Here is a 23,805-nt window from a genome sequence, read left to right on the forward strand (position 1 = left end):
TCGCTCACCGGGCGCGCTGTTCCGACGTGTTCTTCTTCCGGGAGTTCAGCAGCGGCGCCAGGAACCGTGCGCGCGGGTCGGCGTCCACGAGGACGCCCTTGACCACGAGCGTGCACGGTACGGCGAGGACCGAACCGATCGGACCGAGGACCCAAGCCCAGAACACCAGGGAGACCACCGTCGCGGACATGCTGATCCCGACCACGTCGCCGACGACCTTGGCCGGGACGATCGTGGTGACGACGGAGTTCAGCACGACGTAGACGATCACGATCACGATCGCCACCTCGGGCCCGCTGTCGAGAAGAGCGATCAACGCCGGCGGCACCAGGCCGATGACGAACCCGACGTAGGGGATGAAGTTGCACACGGCGGCCAGCACCCCCCACAGGACGGGGTACGGGACCCCGAGCGCAGCGAGCAGGACCGCATCGAGTGCCCCGACCACCACGGCCAGTACGGCGGTGACCGCGAAGTACCGTCGGGTGAGCCGCGCCGAGTCCGTCAGGGCAGCCGCGATCGCCGGCCGAGCACGTCGGATGCCCGCGAGCCGCTGGTCGACCTGGGTCGCTTCGATCGACAGGAACAGGAGCAGTCCGAGGAAGAAGACGACCGTCGCGCCCACGCTGACCAGCGACGGCGCGACCGCGGCGGACCACCGCAGCAGGCGGTCCGGTGTGATGACGTCGGTGAGGCTGTGGGACTGTGCGTCGGTCAGACCGGCTTCCGTCAGCACCCTGTGCGCTCTGAGGACCAGCGTCTCGAGGTCGGAGCGGTAGGCGCGGACGACCGTGGTGAGCCGCACGGCCGCGAAGGTGACGACGGCCACGAGCACCACCATCATGCCGAGCCCCGTGACGAAGGCGGCCGCGATCCCGACCGACACGGGGACGCCGCGTGCACCGAGCCGACGAGACAGCGGGCGGGTCAGGACGACGATCACCACGGCGAGCAGGCACGGCGCGACCAGCCACGAGAGTGCCTTGACCCCGGCGACACCCAGGACGACCCCGGCGACGACGGCGAACGTCGTCGTCGCGGTCCGGCGTTCCCCGTGGTCGGTCATCGTCGTCGGTGCGGGGTGTCCTCGCCGCCGATGGTGATCGTCTCGTAGCGCGGCGGGAGCCAGACGAGGATCCCCTCGAAGAGCTGGGCCGCGGAGAACAGCACGAGGAACACAGCGCTCGAGGCCGTCGCGGCACCCACACCGATGACCGGGTAGGAGACCAGTGCGACGGCGATGCAGATGCAGAGGACCGCGGCGATGAGCGTCAACCCCCTCGCGACCGAGAACGTGGAGCCGGTGAGGATGACGGCTGCCTCGAGCACCCAGGCGATCGCGATAAGCGTGACCCAGGCGGTGAGCTGGCCGGGTGGGTGGACGACGGCGACGACGCCGGCGACGAGGACGAGTGTGCCGAGGACCCCGTGGATGACGCGACGGACGAGGGCCATCCCGTCGCCGGCCTGCGCCCGGCCGATGCGGAGCAGGCCCGACAGCACCATGTACGAGCCGAGCAGGTGCACCTCGGCGTCGAGCGCAGCGGGTGGGCGGGTGAGGATCAGGATCGCGATGATGAACCCGGCGATCCCGGTGATCACGAGCACCATGCCCTGCCGTGCCCGTCGCTCGGCCGGGCCACCACGCGCTCGGGCTCCGGCGCCGACGTGTTCCTCGCCTGTCCTCGACATCTCCGTGCCTCCCGCCCGTGCGGAGCGGCGTTGCTCCTTGACGGGGTTCGTACACCGCTTCGCCTGGTCGGGTTCGCTCTCATGCGTGCGCATCGAAGGTGGACGACCCCTCATGTTCGGGTGTAGGCCTGTCCGCAACACGGACTTCGAGCGCGGTCTCGCACCGCCAGCACCACCAGCACCAGTCGGGACCTCCAGGGAAGGTCGAGCGGACATGAGTGTCGACAGAGCGGTCGACGACGGGGCGGGGTCGTCGGGGGCGGTCGGCAGCAGGCTTCGCGTGGCGATCGGCGTCGTCGGGGTCGTCGGGATCCTCACCGGGCTGGCTGCGCTGGTCCTGCCGCACGCGACGCTCTTCGCGGTCGCGTGGGTGTTCGGGACCTACCTGGTGGTGTCCGGGGCAGCGATGGTGTTCCGCGCCGCGACGACGTCAGCGAGGATGTGGTGGCGACGCCTCGGGCTGGTCGTGCTCGGGCTGCTCGTCGTAGCCGGGGGCATCGTCGCGATCGTCCTGCCACCGATCGGCGTGCGCTGGGTGGCGTTGCTCATCGGGTTCGCCTGGATCCTCGAAGGCATCGCGATGGTGTACTCGCCGGCGCAGGGGCATCGTGCCCTGACCGCGGTGCTCGCCGTCCTGAGCGTGCTGAGCGGGATCCTCGTGATCAACCTGCCCTTCCTCGGGGCGCTGCTGACCGTCGCCGCCGTGGGCAGCGTGCTCATCGTCTTCGGGGTCGTCCAGCTCACCGCCGCGTTCAGCTGGGGCCGTTCCGCCTCCACCACACCCGAAGCGACCGTCGAAGCCGATCGGTAGCCGGACGACCGACTCCGAGCGACCCACGAGAGAGGGAAGCAGATGGCAGTGCAGGAGCAACAGGCGCCCGTCACCAGCGAGGACCGCACGCTGTCGGTGGTCGCACTCGCCGCCATGGTGGTCGGGTCGATGGTCGGGGCGGGCGTGTTCTCGCTCCCGCGCAACTTCGCCACCGGAGCCGGCGTCATCGCGACCGTCATCGCGTGGGTGGTGGCGGGCGTCGGGATGCTGATGCTCGTGTTCGTGTTCCAGGCGCTCTCGACGCACCGGCCCGACCTCGACGCCGGCATCTTCGCCTACGCGAAAGCGGGGTTCGGCAACTACCTGGGCTTCTTCTCCGCCTTCGGGTACTGGGCGAGCGCCTGTGTGGGCAACGTCACCTACTGGGTCCTGATCGGTTCGACCATCGGCTCCGTGCTGCCCGCCTTCGGTGAAGGGGACACGCTGCTGTCCGTGGCGGTCACCTCGGCCATGCTCTGGGCGTTCCACCTGTTCGTCCTGCGCGGGACGAAGAACGCCGCGGCGCTGAACACGATCGTGACCGTCGCGAAGCTCGTCCCGATCGTGCTGTTCCTGGTCGTCGGTGCGATCGTCGGCACGCACTGGGACACCTTCCAGCTGAACCTCTGGGGCGGCGCCGAGCCGAGCGCGGGTGAGCTGTTCAGCCAGGTCCGTTCGACGATGCTCATCACGGTGTTCGTCTTCCTCGGCGTCGAGGGGGCGACCGTCTACTCCCGGTACGCACGTCGGCGCGAGGACATCGGGCGGGCGACGCTCAGCGGGTTCCTCGGGGTCCTCGCCGTCTTCGCGCTCGTCACGCTGGTCTCGTTCGCCGCGCTGCCCGCCGCCGAGCTGCGGGGGTTGCGGCAGCCGTCGATGGCCGGTGTGTTCGGCGCGATCGTGGGTCCGTGGGGAGCCGTGCTGATCAACGTCGGACTCGTCGTCTCGGTCCTCGGTGCGTACCTGGCGTGGACCCTGATGTCGAGCGAGGTGCTGTTCCAGGCCGCTCGGCAGGAGGACGCACCCCGGTTCCTGACCCGCGTGAACCGTCACGGCACGCCGTGGATGGCGCTGCTGTTCACCAGTGGCCTCATCCAGGTCTTCCTGGTGGTCACGATGTTCTCCGACGACGCGCTGACGTCCATGCTCGAGCTCTGCAGCTCGCTGTCGCTGATCCCGTACTTCCTCTCCGCCCTGTACGCCGTGCAGTTCGGCATCCCCCGCTGGTCGCGGCGCGCGCACGGCGGGGTCGAACCCGCCGGAGCGGTCGGCGGTCTCACCCGGAGGCAGCTCGTCGCAGCCGTCGTCGCGGTCGTCTACACGGTGTTCCTCGTCGTGGCGGCCGGCCCCCAGTACCTGCTCCTGTCGTTCTTGATCTACGCACCCGCGACGATCCTCTACGTGATCGCACGTCGGGAGCGCGCACTCCGCGTGTTCACGACCGCCGAACGGGTCCTCTGCGTCTTGTCGGTGGTCGGTGCGGTCGCGGCGATCATCGGGCTCAGCACCGGCTCCATCACACTCTGAGAAGGGAACCCCCATGACCACGGAGACCACCACCACCGGCGACGAGACGTCCGCCGCCCCCGCGTTCGGCGCGTTCTCCGAGGTGGGCAGGCTGCGGAGGGTCCTGGTGTGCGAGCCGGGATTGGCACACGCGCGACTGACCCCGAGCAACAACGACGCACTGCTCTTCGACGACGTCCTGTGGGTGGAGAACGCGCAGGAGGACCACCGTGCGTTCGTCCGCGACCTCGAGGGCCAGGGCGTCGAGGTGCTGGAACTCCACCGTGTCCTCGAGGAGACCCTCGGCGTCCCGGGGGCCCGGGACTGGCTCCTCGAGCGCAAGATCACGCCCAACGAGGTCGGTCCGCTCCTCGTCGACGCCACGTTGCAGCACCTCAGCGGGTACACCGACAAGGGCCTGGCCGAGGTGCTCATCGGGGGGCTGAACGTCGAGGACCTGGAGCCGGACGGTCGTCCCGACTACCTGCGCCTGCACGGGAACGCCTCGGCTGCGGACTACCTCATGCCGCCGTTGCCGAACATGCTCTACACCCGCGACACCACCTGCTGGATCAACGGCGCTGTGACGCTCAACCCCCTGTACTGGCCCGCTCGACACGACGAGACGCTGCTGATGAAGGCGATCTACTCCTTCCACCCGGCCTTCGCCCCGGCGCTCGACCACGTGGTGTGGGGCGACCCCGAGCAGGACTGGGGGCTCGCGACCTTCGAGGGTGGCGACGTCCTGCCGGTCGGAAACGGAGTCGTGCTGATCGGCATGAGCGAACGGACGTCACGGCAGGCGATCACGCAGGTCGCCGCTGCTCTGTTCGACCGGGGCGAGGCGGAACGGGTGATCGTCGCCGGGATGCCGAAGCTCCGGGCAGCGATGCACCTCGACACCGTCCTCACCTTCGCGGACGTCGACGTCGTGACCGTCTACCGGCAGATCGTCGACCACATCAAACCGTTCACCCTGCTGCCCGGCCGGACGGGATCGGTGCACGTCGTCGAGGAGACGGAACCGTTCCTCGACGTGGTCGCTGCCGCGATGCACATCGACGGCCTCCGCGTGGTGGACACCGGCGGTGACGAGTACGCCGCGGAACGACAGCAGTGGGACAGTGCGAACAACGTCGTCGCACTCGAACCGGGTGTGGTCTGCGCCTACGACCGGAACACATTGACCAACGACCTGCTCTCCCGGGCCGGTGTCGAGGTCCGCACCATCCGGGGGGCCGAGCTCGGACGCGGACGAGGGGGTGGTCACTGCATGACGTGTCCGCTCCTGCGCGACCCGTTGCCCGCATGAGCGCTCCACGGTCCGGTGCCGAACCCGGCCGGGCCCGTTCCTGGCTCTTCTTCGGAGCGAGTGTGGTCGCCGTGCTCGCCGTCGGCGCCCTCGCCGGCTGGATCGGGTCGCGGAACGAGGCGAGGACGGAACAGACGGGGGCCGGACGCACGACCACCGCGGCGGTCTGCAACGCCGCGGACGTCGCTCGACGGGTGCTACCGAGCGTCGTGACCATCGAGGTCAGTTCCGCGAGCGGCGAGGGCTCGGGCAGCGGCGAGGTCATCGACCCGTCCGGGATCGTGCTGACCAACGACCACGTCATCGCGGAGGGAAGCGGTGGACGCATCACGGTGCGTCTCGACGACGGGACGGAACTCCCCGCCGAGATCGTCGGTCGTGATCCGCGGACCGACCTCGCGGTCCTGCGCACCGAACCGGACCGCCGGCTGCCGGCGCTCGACTGGGGCGACTCCAACCGGCTCGTCGTCGGCGAACCCGTGGTCGCACTCGGCGCTCCGCTGGGGCTGTCAGGATCGGTCACCACGGGGGTCGTCAGCGCACTCGGGCGCAGCGTCCCGGTGCCGACGGCGGACGGCACCGGCACCACGCTGTTGACCGGTGCGATCCAGACGGACGCGTCGATCAACCCCGGCAACTCCGGAGGTGCACTCGTGGACTGCGACGGGCGTCTCGTCGGCATCAACACGGCCATCGCGACCGTCCCGACCACGAACGGCGAGGGCAGCGGCAGCATCGGCATCGGCTTCGCCGTCCCGGCAGCCGTGGCCAGGCCGATCGCCGAGGCGCTCCGCGGCGACGGCGAGGTCGCCCACCCGACCCTCGGGATGCAGACGGTGCCCGTGGTCGTCCGACAGCAGACCGGCGTCGTCAGTCCGGGTCTGCAGGTCACCGAGGTCACCGCGCGCGGCGCCGCCGACCGTGCGGGCATCGCCGTCGGGGACGTGATCACCGCCATCGAGGGCGTCGACGTACTCCATCCGGAGACGGTCACCTTCCTGGAGGCGACCAACGCGAGCGGCGACAGGTTCGCCGTCACCTTCGTCCGTGACGGCCGAGAGCACACCGCGACCATGACCCTCCGAGCCGCGACGACGCCGTGACGACGCCGTGCAGGACGCGGTGCAGGACGCCCACCGAGCACATCGAGCACATCGAGAACGAAGGACCGAACGTGATGGCAGAACGAGGACGCAACCGGATCGTCGTCGGCTACGACGGCTCCGACGCCTCCGTCGGAGCACTGGACGCCGCGTTGACGATGGCGGACCGGGTCGGGGCATCGGTGGACGTCGTGACCACGTGGCGGTGGCCGACGAGCTGGAGTGCGCCACCGACCGGGTCGAGCTGGTCGCCGTTGCACGATGCCGAGGAGATCCGTGGGCACGCGGAGGAGCAGATCGGGCGGGAACGGCTGGACGCCGGCACGGTCACGACCCGCAGCGTCGAAGGCGGCGCCGCGCAGGTCCTGGTCGACTCGGCGTCCGGCGCGGCTCTCCTCGTGGTCGGCAGTCGGGGTCGGGGAGGGTTCCGCGGGCTGCTCCTCGGTTCGGTGAGCACGGCCTGCATGCAGCACGCCCCCTGCCCGGTCATGATCCACCGGAACCCGACGCGGCCCGTCACCGGGTCGGGGACCATCGTGGTCGGGGTCGACGGATCGGGGGAGTCCTGGGACGCGCTCCGGTTCGCGCTGACCGTGGCCGGACGCCTTGGTTCCCCCGTCCGCACCGTCACGAGCTGGGAGTGGCCGACGGCACTGAACCGTGACGAACCCCCGTTCGACCACTGGTCACCGGACGCGGACGCGACGGCAACGGCGGCGAGGGCGCTCGACGTCGCGGCGGACCTGGTCGGCGACGACGTCCAGGTCACCAGCGAGACGGCCGAGGGACCCACGGCGGAGGTCCTCATCGAAGCCGGTCGCGACGCAGCGTTCCTCGTGCTCGGCAACCGCGGGCTCGGAGGGTTCCGCGGGCTGCTCATCGGCTCGGTCAGCCAGGAGTGCGCGCAACACGCCACCTGCCCCGTCGTCGTCCACCGAGCGTGAGTCCGGACGATGCACACCGCCGTCCGCTGGGAGCAACAGGGACCGAAGTCGTGGGTGGCGCGCGACCACGGGACCAGCCTGGGGCTCGTGCTGCACGTCCGTGAGCGGTTCCTGGCGTTCGACCAGGACGACCGGCCGCTCGGGAGCGCAGCGTCCCTGGCCGCGGCTCAGCAGCTCGTCACCGGTGCCGTCCGCTCGAGTGCCCCGGCCCGGCGGGACACCGTCGCGGTGGTGCTGTCGGTGCTCGCGGCGCTGACCGTCGGGGGAACGGCCGTCGTGCTCGCCGCCCGCGCCCTGATCTGAGCGGCGACCGTCGCGGCGAGGCACACCGGCGCGCTCATGCCGGGCGCACCGGTACCGTTGCGTCCGTGAACGACGACCCCGATGCCGCCATCGCCCAGCACGTCCACGACGCCTGGGACGGTTCCCTGCGCCTGGTGCACATCACGATCTCGGACGAGGACGGTGACGCCTACCCCGGGCAGGACGTCGACCGGTGGGTGATCGACGTCCGCGTCCCGATCACCGACGACGACGAGACCGAGGCGGTCTCCGTCGCCGAGGTCACCGCGTTCACGAGCCGTGCTCCGGAGTCGCTCGAGGCGCTGGTGCTCGGCTACCAGGTCTCCGACGTCGCCGGGTCCTTCGCGTCCGCCGTCGCCGCGCAGGACGCGACGGGGGAGACGTTCTTCTCGCTGCAGACCCACGCCGCCGAGATGCTCGGCAAGCCCGACCTGCTCGCCGTCGACCGGCTCACGGTCCGTCCCGCGTACCAGGGGCTGCCCGGGCTGGTGCCGGCGATCGTCGACGCCGTCCGCCACGGACCGGCCGGTCGCACCGCATCGTGGGTGCTCACGGACCCGACGGTGTGGGACGTGCCGTTCGGCGAGGACGACCGGTCAGTCGGCGCGTTCGTGCAGTGGGCCGACACCGCGGTGCTCACGTCGATGAACGCTGCGCCTGACGACCTGGAACGCCTGTCGCTCGTGCCGCCGGCCGGTGGCATCGTGATGGGGTCCCGGTCGGACGAGGTGCACCTCGGCGATGCGATCGACCACGCGATGACGCAGCCGGCGATCGCGGTGCCGTTCGACCTGCCGCCGAAGCTCCCCGCCAGCATCTGGGCCGCCGCGCCCGAGGACGTCCACGGCGTGCACCCGGACGAGACCACCGGGTCGATCACGGTCGAGACGCACGACGAACAGCTCGAGGTCGTCGGGTCACCGGGGACCGCACCGCAGCTCGTGGGGATCTCGGCCTCGGCCGACGCCGCGACCCAGGAGTGGCTCCGCACCGTGCACCAGCGCTGGTGGCAGTACGAGCCGGACCTGCACGCCCGCATCCACGACGTCGTCGACGAGTACCTGTCCACCGGGCACATCGAGTCGGCGTCGGACGAGCTCGCCGGTCACCTGCACGCACCCGACCTGCCGCCGTACCGGACGGAGTGGCCGGGCACCGGCACCGTCCTGCTCGAGGAGCTCGGTGAGGACACGGAGCCCATCGTCTTCGACGCCGTCCTCGAGGACGGCACCCGGCACGAGCACATCGGCGTGGTCGTCGTGCACGAGTCCGGACACGTCCGCGCGTTCCTGCACGACGAGTGGGAGCCCGGGTTCCCGGCCGCGGAGGCCGCGGTCGCGCACCTCATCAGCCTGGGTGCCGGCGAGTTCTTCGCGGACGCCCTGCACGACGAGCTGTCAGCGGGTGTCGAGCACGCGATCCTGACGGGTGACGTCCGCGGCCACTGACGGCCCGGCGTACCCGGCACACGGCCTGGCGCACCTGGCACACGACCTGGCGCACCTGGCACACGGCCCGGCGCACCCGGCGCACCCGGATCGGTCAGCCCAGCCGGACCCGCCGGCTCAGACCGGGCGGTAGATCGCGATCGGCGGGGTGTCGTCGTCGCCCGCGTCGTGGGCGTCGCCCGTCGCGAGCCAGGTGCGGCCCTCGTGCTCGATCGTGGTCGGCAGGTCGCCGTGCACCAGGATCCGGATCGCGGGGGCGTCGCCGTCGACCAGGTCGACGCCGTGGGCCTCGGCCCCGCCGGGATTGTCGTGCACGTAGCTCATGGTCCGATAGAACTCCGTCGACCTGACGGACGGCCCGCGCCGCGCCGGACACGCCCGGAACCGGACCGGAACCGGTGATGCCGCCAGTCATCGGGTAGAGTCGTCTCCGCACGGCCGGCACGGCGTGTGGAATGCGGATGTGGCGCAGTGGTAGCGCATCACCTTGCCAAGGTGAGGGTCGCGAGTTCGAATCTCGTCATCCGCTCGGGTCTCACACGACCAAGAACACGAGAACAAAGCAACGAAGCACCACCGGAACCCCCGATCGCTCGCCAGAGCGGCGGGGGTTCCGTCGTTCCCGGGCGGCCTGGCGACGAAGGGGTGGGGCCCCGGCGGGCGCAGGCTTCGGGTACCCGCGCCCACCGGGCGCGGAGGCGACCCTGCCCCCACTGGTACGCGCCGGGTGGGTGGCCCGGTGCAGTTCCGAGGATGTATCCGGAGCCGTCCCCCGTTCGGGTGGGAACCGGATCCAGGGTTGCGGGAACCCGCAAGGAACCCGCACGACCCGCCGCTCGAGCCTTGTGTTACTCGATGCCGTCCGGTACTGCCGCCGACATCGTGCGTGCGCCGGGCAACCCCACCCACCGCCTGGCTCCGGACTCGACGACCGTGACGAGCACCGTGTCGCACCCGCGGCAGCGCGCCACCGACCCCATCGCGGTGCGGTAGACGGTGGTCTGCCCGAGCACCCCGAGCGAACCGCACCCCGCGCAGCGCAGAGTGACGCCGGTCGGCTCCGGACCGAGGCTGTCGGCCAGCGTCCCGGCCAGCGCGTTGCCGTCCACGACGACCATCAGTTGCCCCCGAACCGTTCTGCGCGGACGTCACTCGTGTCGTGTCCGAGCTCGGTGAGCCAGCGCAGCACCTGCTCGACGAACGGCGTCGACCCGCACACGTAGACCACGGCACCCGCGTCCGGCGGGAACACCGCGGCAGCCAGCGCGTCCCGCGTCAGCCGGCCGGCCGGCACGGACGAGCCTGGAGGCGCGGTGCGGCTGTACACGTGGGTCACCTCGAGCGGTGCCCGGCTCGCGAGCGCCTGGTCGAGTTCCGCACGGAAGAACACGTCGTCCGGTGTGCGGACGGCCGCGAGGAGCCGGAAGGGTGCTGGGTCGTCCGCCTCGGCGTGGGCGGCCACCATCGCGACGAGCGGCACGATGCCGGAGCCGCCGGCGATGAGCTGGACCGGACGGCTGGACTCGCCCGGCCGCCAGACGAACCAGCCGCCCAGGGGGCCGTGGACCTCGAGCGCGTCGCCGACCTCGACGGCGTCGACGAGGAACGGCGAGACCTCGCCACCGTCCACCCGGTCGACCGCGAGCACGACGTCGGTCGCGGGGCCGGCCGATGCGATGGAGTACGAGCGCTGTGCCTGGTAGCCGTCCTCGGCGGTCAGCCGCAGGTCCAGGTGCTGCCCGGGGTCGTTGCCCGGCCAGGTGGGGACGTCGAGGACGATCCGGCGCGCGTTCGTCGTCTCGCGGCCGACCGACGCGACGGTGGCGGCGTGCCAGGCCGGTCGCCTGCGCGTGGCGGGACGAGCGACGGGGGTGATCCGTGCCTCCAGGCCGGTGTCGGGGAGCGTCACCAGTACCGCTCTTCCTTCCACGGGTCGCCGTGCAGGTTGTAGCCCGCGTTCTCCCAGAAGCCGGGCTCGTCGTCGGACTGCATGACGATGCCGCGCACCCACTTGGCGCTCTTCCAGAAGTACAGGTGGGGCACCAGCAGGCGGGCGGGCCCGCCGTGCTCGGGCGTCAGGGGCTCGCCGTCGGCCTCGAACGCGATCCAGGACTTGCCGTCGAGCAGCTCGTCGAGCGGGACGTTGGTCGTGTAACCGCCGTAGCTGTGCACCATGCAGTAGTCGAGTTCGGTCTCGACGTCCTCGAACAGGCGGTCGAGCGGGACACCCCGCCAGGGCATGTCGAGCTTGGTCCAGTGCGTGACGCAGTGGATGTCGACGGTGACGTCCTCGACGCCGAGCGCGCGCACCTCGTCCCAGGTCCACTGGTGCAGGCCGGACTCGGTGCGGATCGAGAAGGCCCAGTCGGTCGGCTCGATGTCGGGCGTCGCTCCGGCGGACAGGACGGGCCAGTCGCGGACCAGGGTCTGACCGGGCGGGATGCGGGTGTCGTCGCGGTCGTCGCGTCGACCGCCGAACCCGCGGGTGAACGTGGCCATGGTCCTCCTCGTCGGACGTCGGTGCGTTCCCGATCATGCCGCGAACCGGGCGCGCCCGTGTAACGGGTTGGTAAACGTTCCACGTGTGGACGGAACGGTCGTGCGCGGCGGCGGATCCGCGCGGGCTCGCGGATCGGGTCGGACGCGGTGGTGGCCCGTGCGTCGGGAGCGGGCTTGGGGGATCGGCTCGGGACCTCTATCGTTCACCGGAACGATTACAGGAGGGGTCACCCCGAATGCAGCCCATCGTCCCCGAACCCCGCAATGCCCACGGTCCGAGCCGTCGGGCGCTCATCACCGGCGCCGCCGGCCTGGCCGGCCTCGGCCTGCTCACGCTCGCCGGATGCAGCTCCGGCGCGTCCGCCGGCACCCCCACGATCCCCGAGGCCGCGGCCACCGGCGTCGCCCGTCGCGGTGGTCGCCTACGCATCGCACGGCCCGCGGCGTCCGCCGCCGAGACCCTCGACTCCGCGAGCTCGCTGTCGGCCTACGAGTACCTCGGCGCGCTGTACAACCGGCTCGTCAAGCTCGACCAGCAGGGCACCCCGGTGCCGGACCTGGCCGAGGAGTGGTCCGCGAACACCGACGGCACCGAGTGGACCTTCGCGCTCCGCCGGGGGGTGACCTTCCACGACGGGTCCCGGTTCACCGCCGACGACGCCGTCGCGAGCATCCGACACATCCTCGACGAGAGGACCGGCAGCCCGCAGGCCGGCGTGCTCGGCGAGGTCATGGACGCCGACTCGATGCGCGCCGTCGACCCGTACACGCTGCGCTTCTCGCTGACGAAGCCGAACGCCGAGTTCCCGTCGCTGCTCACCGCCTACCAGTGCTACATCGTGCCGGCCGACGCCATCGCCGACATCGGCCGCACCGGGATCGGGACGGGGCCGTTCCGGTTGTCGTCGTTCACCCCCGCCGGTGCCGGCAGCGTCGAGGCGTTCCCGGACCACTTCGCCGGCCGCCCGGCGCTCGACGGCATCGACTTCTACTCGATCCAGGACACCACCGCGCGGGTGAACGCCCTGCTCGCCGGGCAGATCGACCTGATCTCGCAGACGAACCTGGACTTCGCGACGGCCCGGGTGGTCTCGGCGTCCGACCGCGCCACCGTCGCCCGGTCGAAGAACGCCCAGTGGTACACGATCCCGATGCTCGCCACGAGCGACGAGTTCAGCGACCCGCGGGTGCGCCAGGCGATGAAGCTCGCCTACGACCCCCGGAAGATCGTCGACACCGCGCTGCAGGGCACCGGTTCGGCAGGCTGGGACAACCCCGTGCCGCCGCAGCTCGCCGCGTTCGTCGACGACCACCGCGAGTACGACCCGGACAAGGCCCGGGCGCTGCTCAAGCAGGCCGGGCGTGAGGACTTCCGCGCCGCGATCTACACGTCGAGCTACGAGTCGGTGTTCACCCCGATGGCCGTCGCCTACCGCGACGCCGTCGCCGACGCGGGGATCCGTCTGACTGTCCGCAACGCGAGCTCGGACTCGTACTACACGCAGATCTGGATGCAGAAGCCGCTCATGGTGAGCTACTGGTTCACGGGGCGGCCGATCGACCAGCTGCTCAACCAGATCTTCCGCTCGGGGTCGTCGTACAACGAGAGCGCCTGGTCGAACGAGACCTTCGACGGGCTGCTCGACGACGCCCGCGCCGAGATGGACGACGCCAAGCGGCTCACCCTGTACCAGGACGCCCAGCGGCTCGTCGTCGAGGACGGCGCCGACATGACGCCGATGTTCGGCGACCGGCTCGTGGGGTTGTCCCGCGACGTCGTGAACTACTCGGAGTACGGCTTCGAGTTCGACTACCTGCGGATCGGACTGCGCCGATGACGACCACGAACACGCCGTCGGACGTCCTCGTCCCCGTCCTCCGCCGGGTCGGCATCGCCGTGCTGACCGTGGTGCTCGCCTCGCTCTTCGTGTTCCTCGCGGTGCAGGCGCTCCCCGGCGACGTCGCCCAGCAGCTGCTCGGGCAGAACGCCACCCCCGACGCCGTCAAGCAGCTGCGCGAGACCCTCGGCCTCGACCAGAACGTCTGGCTCCGCTACCTGCAGTGGCTCGGCGGCGCGGTGCACGGCGACTTCGGCACCTCGCTCGTCAGCGGCGAACCGGTCGCCCCGACGCTGTTCACGGCCTTCCGGAACAGCATGCTCGTCGCCGTGCCCGCGATGCTCGTCGGCGTCACGGTGTCCCTGACGCTCGGGGTCGTCGCCGGTGTCCGCCGCGGCCGTCCGAGCGACAGGGTCATCTCGATCGTCAGCCTGGTCGTGATGAGCGTGCCGGAGTTCATGGTCGCCACCGTCCTGGTGCTGCTGTTCGCGATCGGCCTGCCGGTCTTCCCCGCCGTCGTGCTGCGGGGGAGCGACGCCCCCGTCGCCGAGCTGCTGCCCACCATCTGGTTGCCGATCATCGTGCTGACCCTCGCGATGGCCGCCTACATCGTGCGGACGGCCCGCTCGTCGACCATCGACGTGATGGCGTCGGAGTTCGTCACGACGGCCGAGCTCAAGGGCCTGACGATGCGCCGGGTGGTCTGGAAGCACGCGGTCCCGAGCGCCCTGCTCCCGACGCTGAACGTCGTCGCGCTCAACGTCGCGTGGCTGCTCGGCGGTGTCGTGGTGGTCGAGAACGTCTTCAACTACCCGGGGATGGGCAAGCTCATGCTCGAGTCGGTGTTCAACCGCGACCTGCCCACCATCGAGGCGATCGCCCTGCTGAGCGCCCTGATCTACGTCGTGTGCAACCTGGCCGCCGACCTCGTCGCGCTCGCACTCGACCCGAAGCTGCGGACCCGCCAGCGACGACCGCGCACGCGCACCCGCGGCGCCCGCAGCACCAGGAAGGCCGCCGCATGACCGCCACCGCACCCCGCCGCAGCGCCCGACGCGACGTGCTCGCCGGCGCGCTCGCACCCCTGCGCGGGTCGACGGCGCTGAGCATCGGCCTCGGCCTCATCGCCCTGCACGTCGTCCTCGCCCTGCTCGCGCCGGTCATCGCCGGTCACGACCCGGTCGCCACGAACGCCGGCGACGTGCTCGCCGGTCCGACGTGGACGCACTGGCTCGGCACCGACCAGTACGGCCGTGACGTGCTCTCCCGCACCCTGAACGGCGGTCGCTACGCGCTGTCCGTGACCTTCCTCGCCACCACGATCGCCGTCGCGGTCGGCACCGTGCTCGGCTGCGTCACGGCCTACGCCGACAACTGGTTCGACGAGGTCGTCATGCGCGTCGTCGACGCCCTGCTCAGCGTGCCGTCGATCCTGGCGCTCCTGGTCGTCGTGACGGTCTTCGACGCCGGCCTCTGGGTCATCGTCCTCGCCGTCACGGTCGTCTACGCCCCCGCGGTGACCCGGGTCGTCCGCGGCGCCGCCCGCACCGTGATCACCCAGGACTACGTCACCGCGGCCCGCGCCCGGGGGGAGCGGCCGCTGTCGATCGTGTTCCGCGAGATCCTGCCGAACGTGCTGGACGTCGTGCTCGTCGAGTACGCGATGCGGGCCTCGTGGATCGTGCTGCTCGTCGCGTCGCTGTCCTTCCTGGGCTTCGGCGCGAATCCACCGACCCCGGACTGGGGCCTGATGGTGCAGGAGAACCGCACCGCGCTCACCGTGGTGCCGCTCGGCACGCTCGCCCCGATCGTGGCACTCGCCACGCTGGTGATCGGACTGAACCTCGCGGCCGACGGGCTGAGCAAGTCGCTCGGTGTCGACCGTGCGAAGCAGGGAGTCAGCGCATGACCCGCACCGACACCGGCACGACGTCCGCCCCGACGACGACCGTGCCCGACGCGATCGTCCGCGTCGACGACCTGTCCATCTCGTACGCCGCCGGCAAGCGACGCGTCCCCGTCGTCCGGGGTGTCTCGTTCACGATCGAGGCAGGTCGCACCCTGGGCCTGGTCGGCGAGTCCGGCAGCGGCAAGTCCACCGTCGCGCGGACGCTCCTGGCACACCTGCGCGCCGGGTCGGCGATCGACGCCGGGACGGTCCGTGTCGACGGGGCCGACGTCTTCGCCCTGTCGCCGGCCGGCCGCCGGGCGCTCCGCGGCGGCACCGCCTCGGTCGTCGCCCAGAACGCCGGGCAGGCACTCACCCCGTCGATGCGCGTCGGTGAGCAGATCCGCGAGGCCCTCCGCGCCCACGGCGAGCCCGACGGCCCCGAACGGGTCGCCGAGCTGGTCCGGCTGGTCCGGCTGCCGGACCCCGACGCGATCGTCCGCCGGTACCCGCACCAGTTGTCCGGCGGGCAGCAGCAGCGCATCGCCATCGCGATGGCCGTCGCTGCCCGGCCGCGCGTGCTCGTCCTCGACGAACCGACCACCGCCCTGGACGTCGTCACGCAGGCCGCGGTCCTCGACCTGGTCGCCGACCTCGGTCGGCAGCTCGGCATGGCCGTCCTGCTCGTCAGCCACGACCTCGGGGTGGTGTCCGCCATGGCGGACGAGATCGCCGTGATGCGCGACGGCGAGGTCGTCGAGCACGCCGCCACGGCGGCGCTCTTCGCCGCTCCGCAGCACGAGTACACGCGTGCCCTGCTGGCCGCGGTGCCGGACGGACGACGGCCTGGAGGGAGGGATCGCGACGCCCTGGACCCGTCCGTCCCCGGGACGGTCGGCTCCACGGCCACCCGCACCGCACCTCCCGAGCGCGCCGCCCGCCCCGTGGTGACCGCGGACGACCTGGTGATCCGTTACGGCCGCGGTCTGCCGGCCGCCGTCGACGGCGTCTCGTTCACGATCGCCGCGCACGAGACGCTCGCCGTCGTGGGCGAGTCCGGCAGCGGCAAGTCGACGCTCGCGACGGCGCTGGCCGGACTGGTGCCGGCCGAGTCGGGGACGTTCACGTACGACGACGGCACGACCCGCGGCGACCTGCGCGAGCCGATCGCCGGACGGGCGCCCGACCTGCGGCGCGCCGTGCAGCTCGTCTTCCAGAACGCGGACACGTCGCTCAACCCGCGGCGCACCGTGGGCGCGGCCGTCGCGCGGCCGCTGCGGTTGTTCAGCGGCTCGTCCTCGCGGGAGCGCGTGGGTGCCCTGCTCAGCCAGGTCGGGCTCGGGCCGGAGTTCGCCGACCGACTGCCCGCGCAGCTGTCCGGTGGGCAGCGCCAGCGCGTCGGGATCGCCCGCGCACTGGCCGCGGAGCCGTCGCTCGTGATCGCCGACGAGATCACCACCGCGCTCGACGTGCAGGTGCAGGCGGGGATCCTCGCGCTGCTCGCCGACCTGCAGCGCGAGCGGGGCCTCGCCTGCCTGTTCATCAGCCACGACCTCGCCGTGGTCCGGGGCGTGGCCGACCGGGTCGCGGTGATGACCGGTGGCCGCATCGTCGAGATCGGACCGACCGAGCGGGTGTTCACCGGCCCGAACCACCCGTACACGTCGACGCTGCTCGCGGCGACGCTCGAACCCGGCAGCACGACCCTGCCCGACGTCGGTGACGGGGTGCCGCGCTGGCGGCACACCGACGGCTGGACCGACCACGGCGACGGACACCGCACCCGCAACTGGGAGGACGCATGACGACCGACGACGGCACCGACCACGGCACCGCCGCCGCCACCTTCACCGCCATCGGCGACCCCGGCTCGCTGCCCGCGGGCGTGACGGTCCGCGACGAGTGGATCCCGATGCCCGACGGCGTGCGGCTGCACGCCCGGATCTGGGCACCGTCGCAGTCGCCGACGCAGCCGGGTGGGCCGGGCGGTCCGACGCCGGTGCTGCTCGAGTACCTGCCGTACCGGCTCGACGACTGGACCGCACCGCGCGACTCGGAGCGGCACCCCTGGTACGCCCAGCACGGGTACGCCTCGGTGCGGGTCGACATCCGCGGCACCGGGTCGTCCGACGGGTTCTTCGACGACGAGTACAGCGAGCAGGAGCTGCTCGACGGCGAGGCCGTGATCGCCTGGCTCGCCGAGCAACCGTGGTCGACGGGCGCCGTCGGCATGTTCGGCATCTCGTGGGGCGGCTTCAGCGCGCTGCAGCTCGCGGCCCGGGCACCCGTCGCGCTCAAGGCCATCGTGACGGTGTGCTCGACGGACGACCGGTACGACAACGACGTGCACTACGTCGGCGGCGCCGTGCTCGGCATCGACATGGCGGCCTGGGGCGCGACCATGTTCGCCTTCAACTCCCGGCCGCCCCGGCCCGAGGTCGTCGGCGCCGGGTGGATCGACCGCTGGCGGGAACGCCTCGAGGCGAACCGCCCGCTGACGCCGGTGTGGCTGGCGCACCAGGAACGCGACGACTACTGGCGGCACGGCAGCGCCGCCGAGGACTACGACGGCATCCGCGCCGCGGTGCTCGCCGTCGGCGGCTGGGCGGACCCCTACCGGGACGCCGTGCTCCGGCTCGTCGACCACGTCGGCGCCCCCGTGAAGGGCATCATCGGCCCGTGGTCGCACCAGTACCCGGACCGCGGGCTCGCGCCGGGGCCGTCGATCGGGTTCCTGCAGGAGACCCTGCGGTGGTGGGACCGCTGGCTGCGCGGGGTCGACACCGGCGTCGACGACGACCCCGCACTGCGGGCCTGGATCAACGAGGGCGAAGCCCCCGCGCCGTACTACGCCGATCGTCGCGGTCGCTGGATCGGTGCCGAGGCGTGGCCCTCCGCCGCGACCCACGAGCGCGTCCTGCCCCTCGCCGCACTGCGGGGCGGTGACCTCGGACCGGTCGTCGTGCGGTCGCCGCAGCACACCGGGGTGGACGCCGGGCGTTTCTTCCCGTTCGGCAACGCCACCGACCTGCCGCCGGACCAGCGCGCCGAGGACGGCCGTTCGGTCACCTTCGACCTGCCCGTCGGCAAGGCGTTCGACCTGCTCGGCAACGTGCTCGTGCGGTTGTCCGTCACGAGCGACCAACCCCGGGCCACCCTGACCGTCCGGCTCTGCGACGTCGCACCGGACGGCTCGTCGACGCTCGTCACGCGCGGGGTGCTGAACGCCGCCAAGCGCGACGGGATGGACCGCGACGACGTGCTCGTGCCCGGGACGCCTGCCGACCTGCCCGTGCGCCTGGTCTCGACCGGACACCGGTTCGCCGCCGGACACCGGCTGCGCATCGCGGTCTCGTCGTCCTACTGGCCGTGGGTGTGGCCGCACGGTGTCGAGGCCACCGTGACGATCGACCCGACCGCCTCGAGCGTCACCCTGCCCACCTGGACCCGGTCGACCGACGACGGGGTGGCCTTCGCCGGGCCCGAACGGTCCGAGCCCCTCGTGATCGAACCCGTGGCGCCGGCCGACCCGCTGCCGCAGCGCACGGTGACGCACGACGTCGAGACGGGGGAGTGGACGCTCGACGTCGACCCCGGGTACGGCGGCGGGCGCGTCTACCCGGACGGCCTCGTGTTCACCGAGGACGCCCGCGAGACGTACCGGATCCGCTCCGACGACCCGACCAGCGCACGGGCGAGTTCCCGCTGGGCGATCGGGCTGACGAAGCCGGAGTGGGCCGCGCGCCTCGAGACGACGTCCGAGGTCAGCGCCGACGCCGACACCTTCCACGTCGTCAACACGGTGCGCGCCTGGGCCCGCGATGGCGGACCCGACGAACCCGAGGTGCTCGTCACCGAGAGGACCTTCGTCGAGGACGTCCCGCGGACCTCGGCATGACCGCGGCCGCACGCGTCCGGCAGCGCCCGGAGGTCCGACGCGCGATGATCGTCGAGGCCGCCCGCGCGGTGATCGTCCGGAACGGCGTCGGTGCCACCGGACTGCGCGACATCGCGGCCGAGGCCGGCGTCTCCGTCGGCACCGTGACCTACCACTTCGGCAGCGTCGCGGAGATCCTCAACGAGGTCGTGGTGCTCGAGACCGAGCGCTTCTACGGCGCCATCGTCGCGGCCGTCGACGCCGAACCCGACGTGCTGGTGGGGCTGCGGATGCTCGTGGCCCCGCTGTTCGGCGACACCGAGCAGGTCCGGCAGCACTGGCGGATCTGGTCCGACTACTGGACCGCGGTGGTCCGGCGGCCCGAGGTCGCCGCCGAGTACGCCGAACGCATCCGCGTCTGGGAGGCGTGCCTGGTGCGGGTGATCCGGCGCGGGGTGGACGCCGGGGTGTTCGGGGCCACCGCGGACGGGGCCGGCGAACGGGACGGGCACGGGGACACGGTGGACGCCGACACCGTCGCGCTGCAGCTCGCCGCGTACAGCGACGGCGTCGCGACCCAGATCGCCCAGGGCGTCCCGGGGCTGACGAACACGGTCGCCCTGTCGTGGATGTGGCGGTTCCTGTCGCACGAACTCAGTGTGCCCGCTGTGGACATCGCCGGAACCGGTCGTTCCCCCTTGTGATGAGGTAAGGCTTCCCTTACCGTTGCCACATGGCACGGACCCGGCGACAGCCCAGCGAACGCATCCTCATCGCGGGCGGTGCCGAGGACCTCGTCGAGATCCACCGCCAGCTCGAGGAACTCCCCGAGAACGCGTACGGGCAGGTCTTCGTCGAGGTCGCCCTCGACGAGCAGATCCGCATCCTGCCGGCCCCGCCGCGCGTCACCGTGACCTGGCTGGTCCGGAGCGCCCGCAGCTCGGCCGTCGCCCCGCTGGTCTTCGCGGACCACGGCGAAGCCCTCGCCCACGCCCTGACCGGGTGGGCCGCCGAGTGGTGCGTGACGGGCTGCGAGCCCCGCACCTCGGTGTGGATCGGGTGTGCGGACAGCCCGTGGATCGAGCGCGCACGGTCCATGGTGCAGCTCGAACTCACCGACGCCGGCCAGCAGGTCCAGGTCGAGTACGGCGGGTAAGGGCAGCCTGCTCTTCCTTGCGGCATGCAAAAGAGGCGGGCATGGTTGTGACCATCGGCAGCACCGCGTCGGTCCGGACAGGGCCAGGCACGCGGGTGTAGCCACGACGGAGGAGGAAACGACATGACCACGCAGAGCAGCACCACCACCCCCAGCACCACGTCCCCGTTCTCGACCACGCCGGAGCTCGCAGCCGGGGTCGCCCAGTTCCTCGCCCCCGTCGTCATCGACCTCGAGGCGCTCGTCGTCAACGGCAAGCAGGCGCACTGGCACGTCCGTGGCCGCAACTTCGTCGGCGTGCACGAACTCCTCGACGAGATCGTCGAGCACGCGCAGGACTACGCGGACAAGGCTGCGGAGCGCATCGTCGCCCTCGGCCTGCCGGTCGACTCGCGCATCGCGACCGTCGCCGCGAACACCACCCTGCCGCCGCTGTCGCAGGGCTTCCAGAACTCGGACGTCACCATCACCGAGGTGATCGCCCAGATCGACGCCGCGCTGCTGCAGGTCCGCCGTGCGGTCGACGGCCTCGACGAGGTCGACCTCAACAGCCAGGACGTCGCGATCGAGATCGAGCGTGCGCTGACCAAGGACCGCTGGTTCCTGCAGGCGCACCTCGCCGCCTGAGTCGCGACCACACCTCTGGCGGGAGGCCCGGTGCCAGCTGGCACCGGGCCTCCCGTCCGTCTGTGGTCGCGTCTCGGGCCCGCACCTCACGCGGACGGCATGACCAGCCCGCTCTCGTAGGCCAGCACGACGGCGTGCACCCGGTCCCGCAGCTGCAGTTTCGCCAGGACGCGGCCGACGTGGGTCTTCACGGTCTGCTCCGCGATGAACAGCTCCACCGCGATCTCCCCGTTCGACCGCCCCCGCGCCATCAGCAGGAACACGTCACGCTCCCGGTCGGTCAGCACGTCGAGCACCTCGGTCCGCGCGGCCGCCGGCTGCGGGCCGGCGACGAAGGCCTCGACGAGGTGCCGGGTCACCCTCGGTGCGAGCAGGGAGTCGCCGGCTGCGACGGTCCGGACGGCCTGCACGAGCTCCTCGGCGCTCGCGTCCTTGAGCAGGAACCCGCTCGCCCCGGCACGCAGCGCGTCGAACACGTAGTCGTCGATGTCGAACGTCGTGAGCATCACCACGCGGACGGGCGACTCCGCGGGTGCCGCGGTGATCCGCCGGGTCGCCTCGATCCCGTCGAGCTCCGGCATCCGGACGTCCATCAGGATCACGTCCGGCCGGAGTCGGATCGCCATCACGACCGCTTCGGCACCGTTCGCGGCCTCGCCGACGACCTCGACGTCGTCCTGGGCCTGGAGGATCGCCCGCAGTCCGACACGGAACATCTGCTGGTCGTCCACCACCATCACCCGCGTCATCGGCTTCCTCCGTCGGCCGTCGGCTGCGACGTGGTCGCGGCGGGCTGGGTGGGCAGACGCACGGCGACACGGAAGCCGCCGGCCGGGTCCGGCCCGTGATCGATCGTGCCGCGGAGCGCGGCGACGCGCTCGCGCATCCCCGCCAGGCCGAAGCCACCGTCGTCCGGCGGCGCACCGGGCACGCTGCCGACCGGTGGCGCGGTGTTGGCGACCTCGACCGTGAGGGCCGACCCGTGCCTCCCGACCGTCACGACGGTGGTCGCGCCGGGCGCGTGCCGGGCCACGTTGCCGAGCGCCTCCTGCACGACCCGGTACACGGTGAGCTGTGCGAGCCGGTCGACGTCGTCGACGATCCCCTGGTCGAGTCGGAGGTCGACGGGGATGCCGGCCGCGCGGGTGGCGTTCGCCAGCGCGGGCAGGTCGGCGAGCCGCGGCTGCGGTGCGCGCTCGGCGTCGGCGTCGCCACGCAGGGTGCCGAGGAGCTGCCGCATCTCCCGCAGTGCCGTGCGCGAGGTCTCGGCGATGGCCGCGAACTCGGTGCGGGCCTCCGGCGGCAGGTCCGCGACGCGGTACGGGGCGGACTCGGCCTGCATGTGCACGACGGACATGCTGTGGGCGACCACGTCGTGGAGCTCACGGGCGATCCGGGAGCGCTCCTCGACGCTCCGCCGTCGGGCCTGCTCGAGCTCGGTGTCGCGGCGGGCGGCGGCGAGCTCCTCGCGCACGGTCCGGCGCTGCCCGATGACGACCGCCGCGGCAGCCACGACGAGGGTGTCGCCGGCACTCACCACGAAGCTCGTCGCCCAGACGTCGACCTGCCCCCACCGGTCGGGCGTCACGCCGATGAGCAGCAGGGTGAGCAGCGTCGCCGCGACCCAGACCACCGCGGTGAGCCGCCAGGTGGTGCGGACGCCCAAGACCACGAGCAGCACGCTCAGCCCGATGATGCTCGTGACCGAGACCGGCCAGGGGCCGACGGTGCCGGGTGCCGTCAGGATCCCGAGGCCGGCGAGGGCGGCGAGGTGCGCGACCGACGCCGTGCGGGGGACGAGCGGTGCGAGGCCGACGCTCGCTGACAACACGGCGGTCACGAGCATCGCGAGCGGCACGGGGACGCCGTAGAACACCGCGGTCACGGGTGCCGCGACGGCGAACAGGGACACCACGACGAGGACGAAGCCGATCTGCACGGCAGGCCGGACCCAGCTGGGGCGGGGCTTCGGGACGACGGTCACGGGCGGGCGATCTCTCCGGTTCGGGCGAGGCAGGGTGCGGGGGCGGTGGCGGGCGCGGCATCGGTGAGTCCGGGCGCGGCGTCGGCTCGTGCGGTGTCGGGTGTGGCTGCGGCGCGGGCCTCGCGGGCGTCACGCCTGCGGCTGATGGTACCGAGCACCCGGTCGACCGCGATCCCGAGCGCGGCGGCGACCACCATCGACACCAGGGCCGCGACGATCGGTTCGTGCAGCACGCTCGACGCGGCGAGGGCGATGCCGATCGACACCGCCGACCACGCCAGCCCCGCGATCGCGCTGATCGCGAGGAACCGGCGGTAGGGCAGGCCGGTCGCGCCGGCCGTGGTGTTGACGGCGACCCGGCCGACCGGGATGAAGCGCCCGGTCAGGATGAGGCTGGCGGACCGGCGCTGCATCTGCCGCTCGGCGAACGCGAAGGCCGCCGCGATCCGTGGTCGCTTCGATCGGGTCAGCCGGGCGAACCCGATCCGGCGCCCGATCCAGTACGCGATCGAGTCGCCCGCGATCGCTCCGAGGGCGGCGACGACGAGCACCACGGCGAGGACGGGCTGTCCGGACGTCGCGGCGATGGCGGCGATCGCGACCAGGGCGGACTCGCTCGGCACCGGCGGGAAGAAGCCGTCCACCAGGCACAGGGCGAAGAGGACGACGTAGACGAGCGGACTCGCGGCCAGCTCGACGACGAGCGGGGTGATCTGGTCGAACACGGGGTGCTCCCTCCCGCCGACGGAACTCGTCGACGAGGACGACGCTACGGAGCCGGCGCGCGGCTGCCATCCCGCGGCGGTCTCGACCACCC

At 72.0% G+C, this 23,805-nt stretch carries 24 protein-coding genes and 1 tRNA gene; 16 read left to right on the forward strand and 9 right to left on the reverse strand.

Annotation, left to right across the window (positions count from 1 at the left end):
* Positions 1-4: 4 nt before the first annotated feature.
* Positions 5-1,066, reverse strand: a complete 1,062-nt coding sequence (locus DEJ30_RS07135; protein ID WP_110859917.1) for an AI-2E family transporter — start codon at positions 1,064-1,066, stop codon at positions 5-7.
* The gene (locus DEJ30_RS07140; RefSeq protein ID WP_181420040.1) at positions 1,063-1,692 is read right to left on the reverse strand and encodes a DUF308 domain-containing protein; all 630 of its coding nucleotides are present in this window, start codon (positions 1,690-1,692) and stop codon (positions 1,063-1,065) included. Before DEJ30_RS07140 ends, DEJ30_RS07135 begins: the two co-directional genes overlap by 4 nt.
* 214 nt (positions 1,693-1,906) lie before the next feature.
* Here DEJ30_RS07140 and DEJ30_RS18100 point away from each other — a divergent pair, with 214 nt between their 5' ends.
* The 7 genes from DEJ30_RS18100 (at position 1,907) to DEJ30_RS07175 (ending at position 9,119) form a co-directional block, all read left to right on the forward strand.
* Positions 1,907-2,503: an HdeD family acid-resistance protein gene (locus tag DEJ30_RS18100; protein WP_181420041.1), complete on the forward strand. Its 597-nt coding sequence runs from the start codon at positions 1,907-1,909 to the stop codon at positions 2,501-2,503.
* 42 nt (positions 2,504-2,545) lie between these two features.
* A complete protein-coding gene (locus tag DEJ30_RS07150; RefSeq protein WP_110859921.1) occupies positions 2,546-4,030 on the forward strand; it encodes a basic amino acid/polyamine antiporter in 1,485 nt (494 codons plus the stop codon).
* Between the two features lie 13 nt (positions 4,031-4,043).
* A complete protein-coding gene (locus tag DEJ30_RS07155) occupies positions 4,044-5,321 on the forward strand; it encodes an arginine deiminase (protein WP_110859923.1) in 1,278 nt (425 codons plus the stop codon).
* Positions 5,318-6,424 carry a S1C family serine protease gene (locus DEJ30_RS07160; RefSeq protein ID WP_110859925.1) on the forward strand — a complete coding sequence of 369 codons (1,107 nt, stop codon included), beginning with the start codon at positions 5,318-5,320 and terminating at the stop codon, positions 6,422-6,424. Before DEJ30_RS07155 ends, DEJ30_RS07160 begins: the two co-directional genes overlap by 4 nt.
* A 74-nt stretch (positions 6,425-6,498) precedes the next feature.
* Positions 6,499-7,368, forward strand: a complete 870-nt coding sequence (locus DEJ30_RS07165; protein WP_146238517.1) for a universal stress protein — start codon at positions 6,499-6,501, stop codon at positions 7,366-7,368.
* A gap of 9 nt (positions 7,369-7,377) precedes the next feature.
* Positions 7,378-7,671 (forward strand): hypothetical protein, encoded by a 294-nt coding sequence (locus DEJ30_RS07170; protein WP_110859929.1) that lies wholly within the window; start codon positions 7,378-7,380, stop codon positions 7,669-7,671.
* A gap of 65 nt (positions 7,672-7,736) precedes the next feature.
* Entirely contained in the window at positions 7,737-9,119 is a 1,383-nt protein-coding gene (locus DEJ30_RS07175) for a hypothetical protein (protein ID WP_110859932.1), read from the forward strand.
* 117 nt (positions 9,120-9,236) lie between these two features.
* Here DEJ30_RS07175 and DEJ30_RS07185 read toward each other — a convergent pair whose 3' ends face one another.
* On the reverse strand, positions 9,237-9,443 hold the full coding sequence (locus tag DEJ30_RS07185) for a hypothetical protein (protein ID WP_110859934.1): 207 nt from the start codon (positions 9,441-9,443) through the stop codon (positions 9,237-9,239).
* A gap of 133 nt (positions 9,444-9,576) precedes the next feature.
* On the opposite strand from DEJ30_RS07185, the gene DEJ30_RS07190 reads away from it, so the two are divergent.
* Positions 9,577-9,648, forward strand: a tRNA-Gly gene (locus tag DEJ30_RS07190).
* A 319-nt stretch (positions 9,649-9,967) separates the two neighbouring features.
* Here the strand turns inward: DEJ30_RS07190 and DEJ30_RS07195 are convergent.
* Genes DEJ30_RS07195 through DEJ30_RS07205 form a run of 3 tightly spaced genes read right to left on the reverse strand, consistent with a single transcriptional unit; the run spans position 9,968 to position 11,618 of the window.
* Complete coding sequence (locus DEJ30_RS07195; protein ID WP_110859936.1) at positions 9,968-10,237, reverse strand: DUF6510 family protein; 270 nt, start codon at positions 10,235-10,237, stop codon at positions 9,968-9,970.
* Entirely contained in the window at positions 10,237-11,028 is a 792-nt protein-coding gene (locus DEJ30_RS07200) for a ferredoxin reductase (protein ID WP_110859938.1), read from the reverse strand. The genes DEJ30_RS07195 and DEJ30_RS07200 overlap by 1 nt, the downstream gene beginning before the upstream one ends.
* Positions 11,025-11,618, reverse strand: coding sequence for a molybdopterin-dependent oxidoreductase (locus DEJ30_RS07205; RefSeq protein WP_110859940.1), 594 nt, complete (start codon positions 11,616-11,618; stop codon positions 11,025-11,027). The genes DEJ30_RS07200 and DEJ30_RS07205 overlap by 4 nt, the downstream gene beginning before the upstream one ends.
* Before the next feature lie 236 nt (positions 11,619-11,854).
* Between DEJ30_RS07205 and DEJ30_RS07210 the strand changes: the two genes are divergently transcribed.
* The 8 genes from DEJ30_RS07210 to DEJ30_RS07245 all read left to right on the forward strand — a co-directional run bounded on the left by DEJ30_RS07210 (position 11,855) and on the right by DEJ30_RS07245 (position 21,004).
* A complete protein-coding gene (locus DEJ30_RS07210; protein ID WP_110859942.1) occupies positions 11,855-13,456 on the forward strand; it encodes an ABC transporter substrate-binding protein in 1,602 nt (533 codons plus the stop codon).
* Positions 13,453-14,481 (forward strand): ABC transporter permease, encoded by a 1,029-nt coding sequence (locus DEJ30_RS07215; protein ID WP_110859944.1) that lies wholly within the window; start codon positions 13,453-13,455, stop codon positions 14,479-14,481. The genes DEJ30_RS07210 and DEJ30_RS07215 overlap by 4 nt, the downstream gene beginning before the upstream one ends.
* On the forward strand, positions 14,478-15,365 hold the full coding sequence (locus DEJ30_RS07220) for an ABC transporter permease (protein WP_110859946.1): 888 nt from the start codon (positions 14,478-14,480) through the stop codon (positions 15,363-15,365). Before DEJ30_RS07215 ends, DEJ30_RS07220 begins: the two co-directional genes overlap by 4 nt.
* Positions 15,362-17,149: an ABC transporter ATP-binding protein gene (locus tag DEJ30_RS07225; protein ID WP_110859948.1), complete on the forward strand. Its 1,788-nt coding sequence runs from the start codon at positions 15,362-15,364 to the stop codon at positions 17,147-17,149. The genes DEJ30_RS07220 and DEJ30_RS07225 overlap by 4 nt, the downstream gene beginning before the upstream one ends.
* Positions 17,146-19,242 carry a CocE/NonD family hydrolase gene (locus tag DEJ30_RS07230; protein ID WP_110859950.1) on the forward strand — a complete coding sequence of 699 codons (2,097 nt, stop codon included), beginning with the start codon at positions 17,146-17,148 and terminating at the stop codon, positions 19,240-19,242. The genes DEJ30_RS07225 and DEJ30_RS07230 overlap by 4 nt, the downstream gene beginning before the upstream one ends.
* Positions 19,239-19,925, forward strand: a complete 687-nt coding sequence (locus tag DEJ30_RS07235) for a TetR/AcrR family transcriptional regulator (protein ID WP_110859952.1) — start codon at positions 19,239-19,241, stop codon at positions 19,923-19,925. Before DEJ30_RS07230 ends, DEJ30_RS07235 begins: the two co-directional genes overlap by 4 nt.
* 29 nt (positions 19,926-19,954) lie before the next feature.
* Positions 19,955-20,377 (forward strand): SIP domain-containing protein, encoded by a 423-nt coding sequence (locus tag DEJ30_RS07240; protein WP_071244660.1) that lies wholly within the window; start codon positions 19,955-19,957, stop codon positions 20,375-20,377.
* Between the two features lie 123 nt (positions 20,378-20,500).
* The gene (locus tag DEJ30_RS07245; RefSeq protein ID WP_071244661.1) at positions 20,501-21,004 is read left to right on the forward strand and encodes a Dps family protein; all 504 of its coding nucleotides are present in this window, start codon (positions 20,501-20,503) and stop codon (positions 21,002-21,004) included.
* An 86-nt stretch (positions 21,005-21,090) separates the two neighbouring features.
* On the opposite strand, the gene DEJ30_RS07250 is transcribed toward DEJ30_RS07245, so the two are convergent.
* The 3 genes from DEJ30_RS07250 to DEJ30_RS07260 are packed head-to-tail and all read right to left on the reverse strand — an operon-like array spanning position 21,091 to position 23,713.
* Complete coding sequence (locus DEJ30_RS07250; protein ID WP_110859954.1) at positions 21,091-21,753, reverse strand: response regulator transcription factor; 663 nt, start codon at positions 21,751-21,753, stop codon at positions 21,091-21,093.
* Entirely contained in the window at positions 21,750-22,988 is a 1,239-nt protein-coding gene (locus tag DEJ30_RS07255; RefSeq protein WP_110859956.1) for a sensor histidine kinase, read from the reverse strand. Before DEJ30_RS07255 ends, DEJ30_RS07250 begins: the two co-directional genes overlap by 4 nt.
* The gene (locus tag DEJ30_RS07260) at positions 22,985-23,713 is read right to left on the reverse strand and encodes a DedA family protein (protein WP_110860100.1); all 729 of its coding nucleotides are present in this window, start codon (positions 23,711-23,713) and stop codon (positions 22,985-22,987) included. Before DEJ30_RS07260 ends, DEJ30_RS07255 begins: the two co-directional genes overlap by 4 nt.
* Positions 23,714-23,805 lie beyond the last annotated feature (92 nt).

The sequence above is a fragment of the Curtobacterium sp. MCPF17_003 genome (genome assembly GCF_003224385.1).
Lineage (GTDB): Bacteria > Actinomycetota > Actinomycetes > Actinomycetales > Microbacteriaceae > Curtobacterium > Curtobacterium flaccumfaciens.

Bases quoted from the DNA above. Each gene is read 5' to 3' on its own strand.
- DEJ30_RS07210 (WP_110859942.1), top strand. From the start codon at position 11,855: ATGCAGCCCATCGTCCCCGAACCCCGCAATGCCCACGGTCCGAGCCGT.
- DEJ30_RS07135 (WP_110859917.1), bottom strand. From the start codon at position 1,066: ATGACCGACCACGGGGAACGCCGGACCGCGACGACGACGTTCGCCGTC.
- DEJ30_RS07170 (WP_110859929.1), top strand. From the start codon at position 7,378: ATGCACACCGCCGTCCGCTGGGAGCAACAGGGACCGAAGTCGTGGGTG.
- DEJ30_RS07185 (WP_110859934.1), bottom strand. From the start codon at position 9,443: ATGAGCTACGTGCACGACAATCCCGGCGGGGCCGAGGCCCACGGCGTC.
- DEJ30_RS07225 (WP_110859948.1), top strand. From the start codon at position 15,362: ATGACCCGCACCGACACCGGCACGACGTCCGCCCCGACGACGACCGTG.
- DEJ30_RS07235 (WP_110859952.1), top strand. From the start codon at position 19,239: ATGACCGCGGCCGCACGCGTCCGGCAGCGCCCGGAGGTCCGACGCGCG.
- DEJ30_RS07165 (WP_146238517.1), top strand. From the start codon at position 6,499: ATGGCAGAACGAGGACGCAACCGGATCGTCGTCGGCTACGACGGCTCC.
- DEJ30_RS07220 (WP_110859946.1), top strand. From the start codon at position 14,478: ATGACCGCCACCGCACCCCGCCGCAGCGCCCGACGCGACGTGCTCGCC.
- DEJ30_RS18100 (WP_181420041.1), top strand. From the start codon at position 1,907: ATGAGTGTCGACAGAGCGGTCGACGACGGGGCGGGGTCGTCGGGGGCG.
- DEJ30_RS07250 (WP_110859954.1), bottom strand. From the start codon at position 21,753: ATGACGCGGGTGATGGTGGTGGACGACCAGCAGATGTTCCGTGTCGGA.
- DEJ30_RS07140 (WP_181420040.1), bottom strand. From the start codon at position 1,692: ATGTCGAGGACAGGCGAGGAACACGTCGGCGCCGGAGCCCGAGCGCGT.
- DEJ30_RS07245 (WP_071244661.1), top strand. From the start codon at position 20,501: ATGACCACGCAGAGCAGCACCACCACCCCCAGCACCACGTCCCCGTTC.
- DEJ30_RS07240 (WP_071244660.1), top strand. From the start codon at position 19,955: ATGGCACGGACCCGGCGACAGCCCAGCGAACGCATCCTCATCGCGGGC.
- DEJ30_RS07155 (WP_110859923.1), top strand. From the start codon at position 4,044: ATGACCACGGAGACCACCACCACCGGCGACGAGACGTCCGCCGCCCCC.
- DEJ30_RS07195 (WP_110859936.1), bottom strand. From the start codon at position 10,237: ATGGTCGTCGTGGACGGCAACGCGCTGGCCGGGACGCTGGCCGACAGC.
- DEJ30_RS07150 (WP_110859921.1), top strand. From the start codon at position 2,546: ATGGCAGTGCAGGAGCAACAGGCGCCCGTCACCAGCGAGGACCGCACG.
- DEJ30_RS07205 (WP_110859940.1), bottom strand. From the start codon at position 11,618: ATGGCCACGTTCACCCGCGGGTTCGGCGGTCGACGCGACGACCGCGAC.
- DEJ30_RS07160 (WP_110859925.1), top strand. From the start codon at position 5,318: ATGAGCGCTCCACGGTCCGGTGCCGAACCCGGCCGGGCCCGTTCCTGG.
- DEJ30_RS07230 (WP_110859950.1), top strand. From the start codon at position 17,146: ATGACGACCGACGACGGCACCGACCACGGCACCGCCGCCGCCACCTTC.
- DEJ30_RS07215 (WP_110859944.1), top strand. From the start codon at position 13,453: ATGACGACCACGAACACGCCGTCGGACGTCCTCGTCCCCGTCCTCCGC.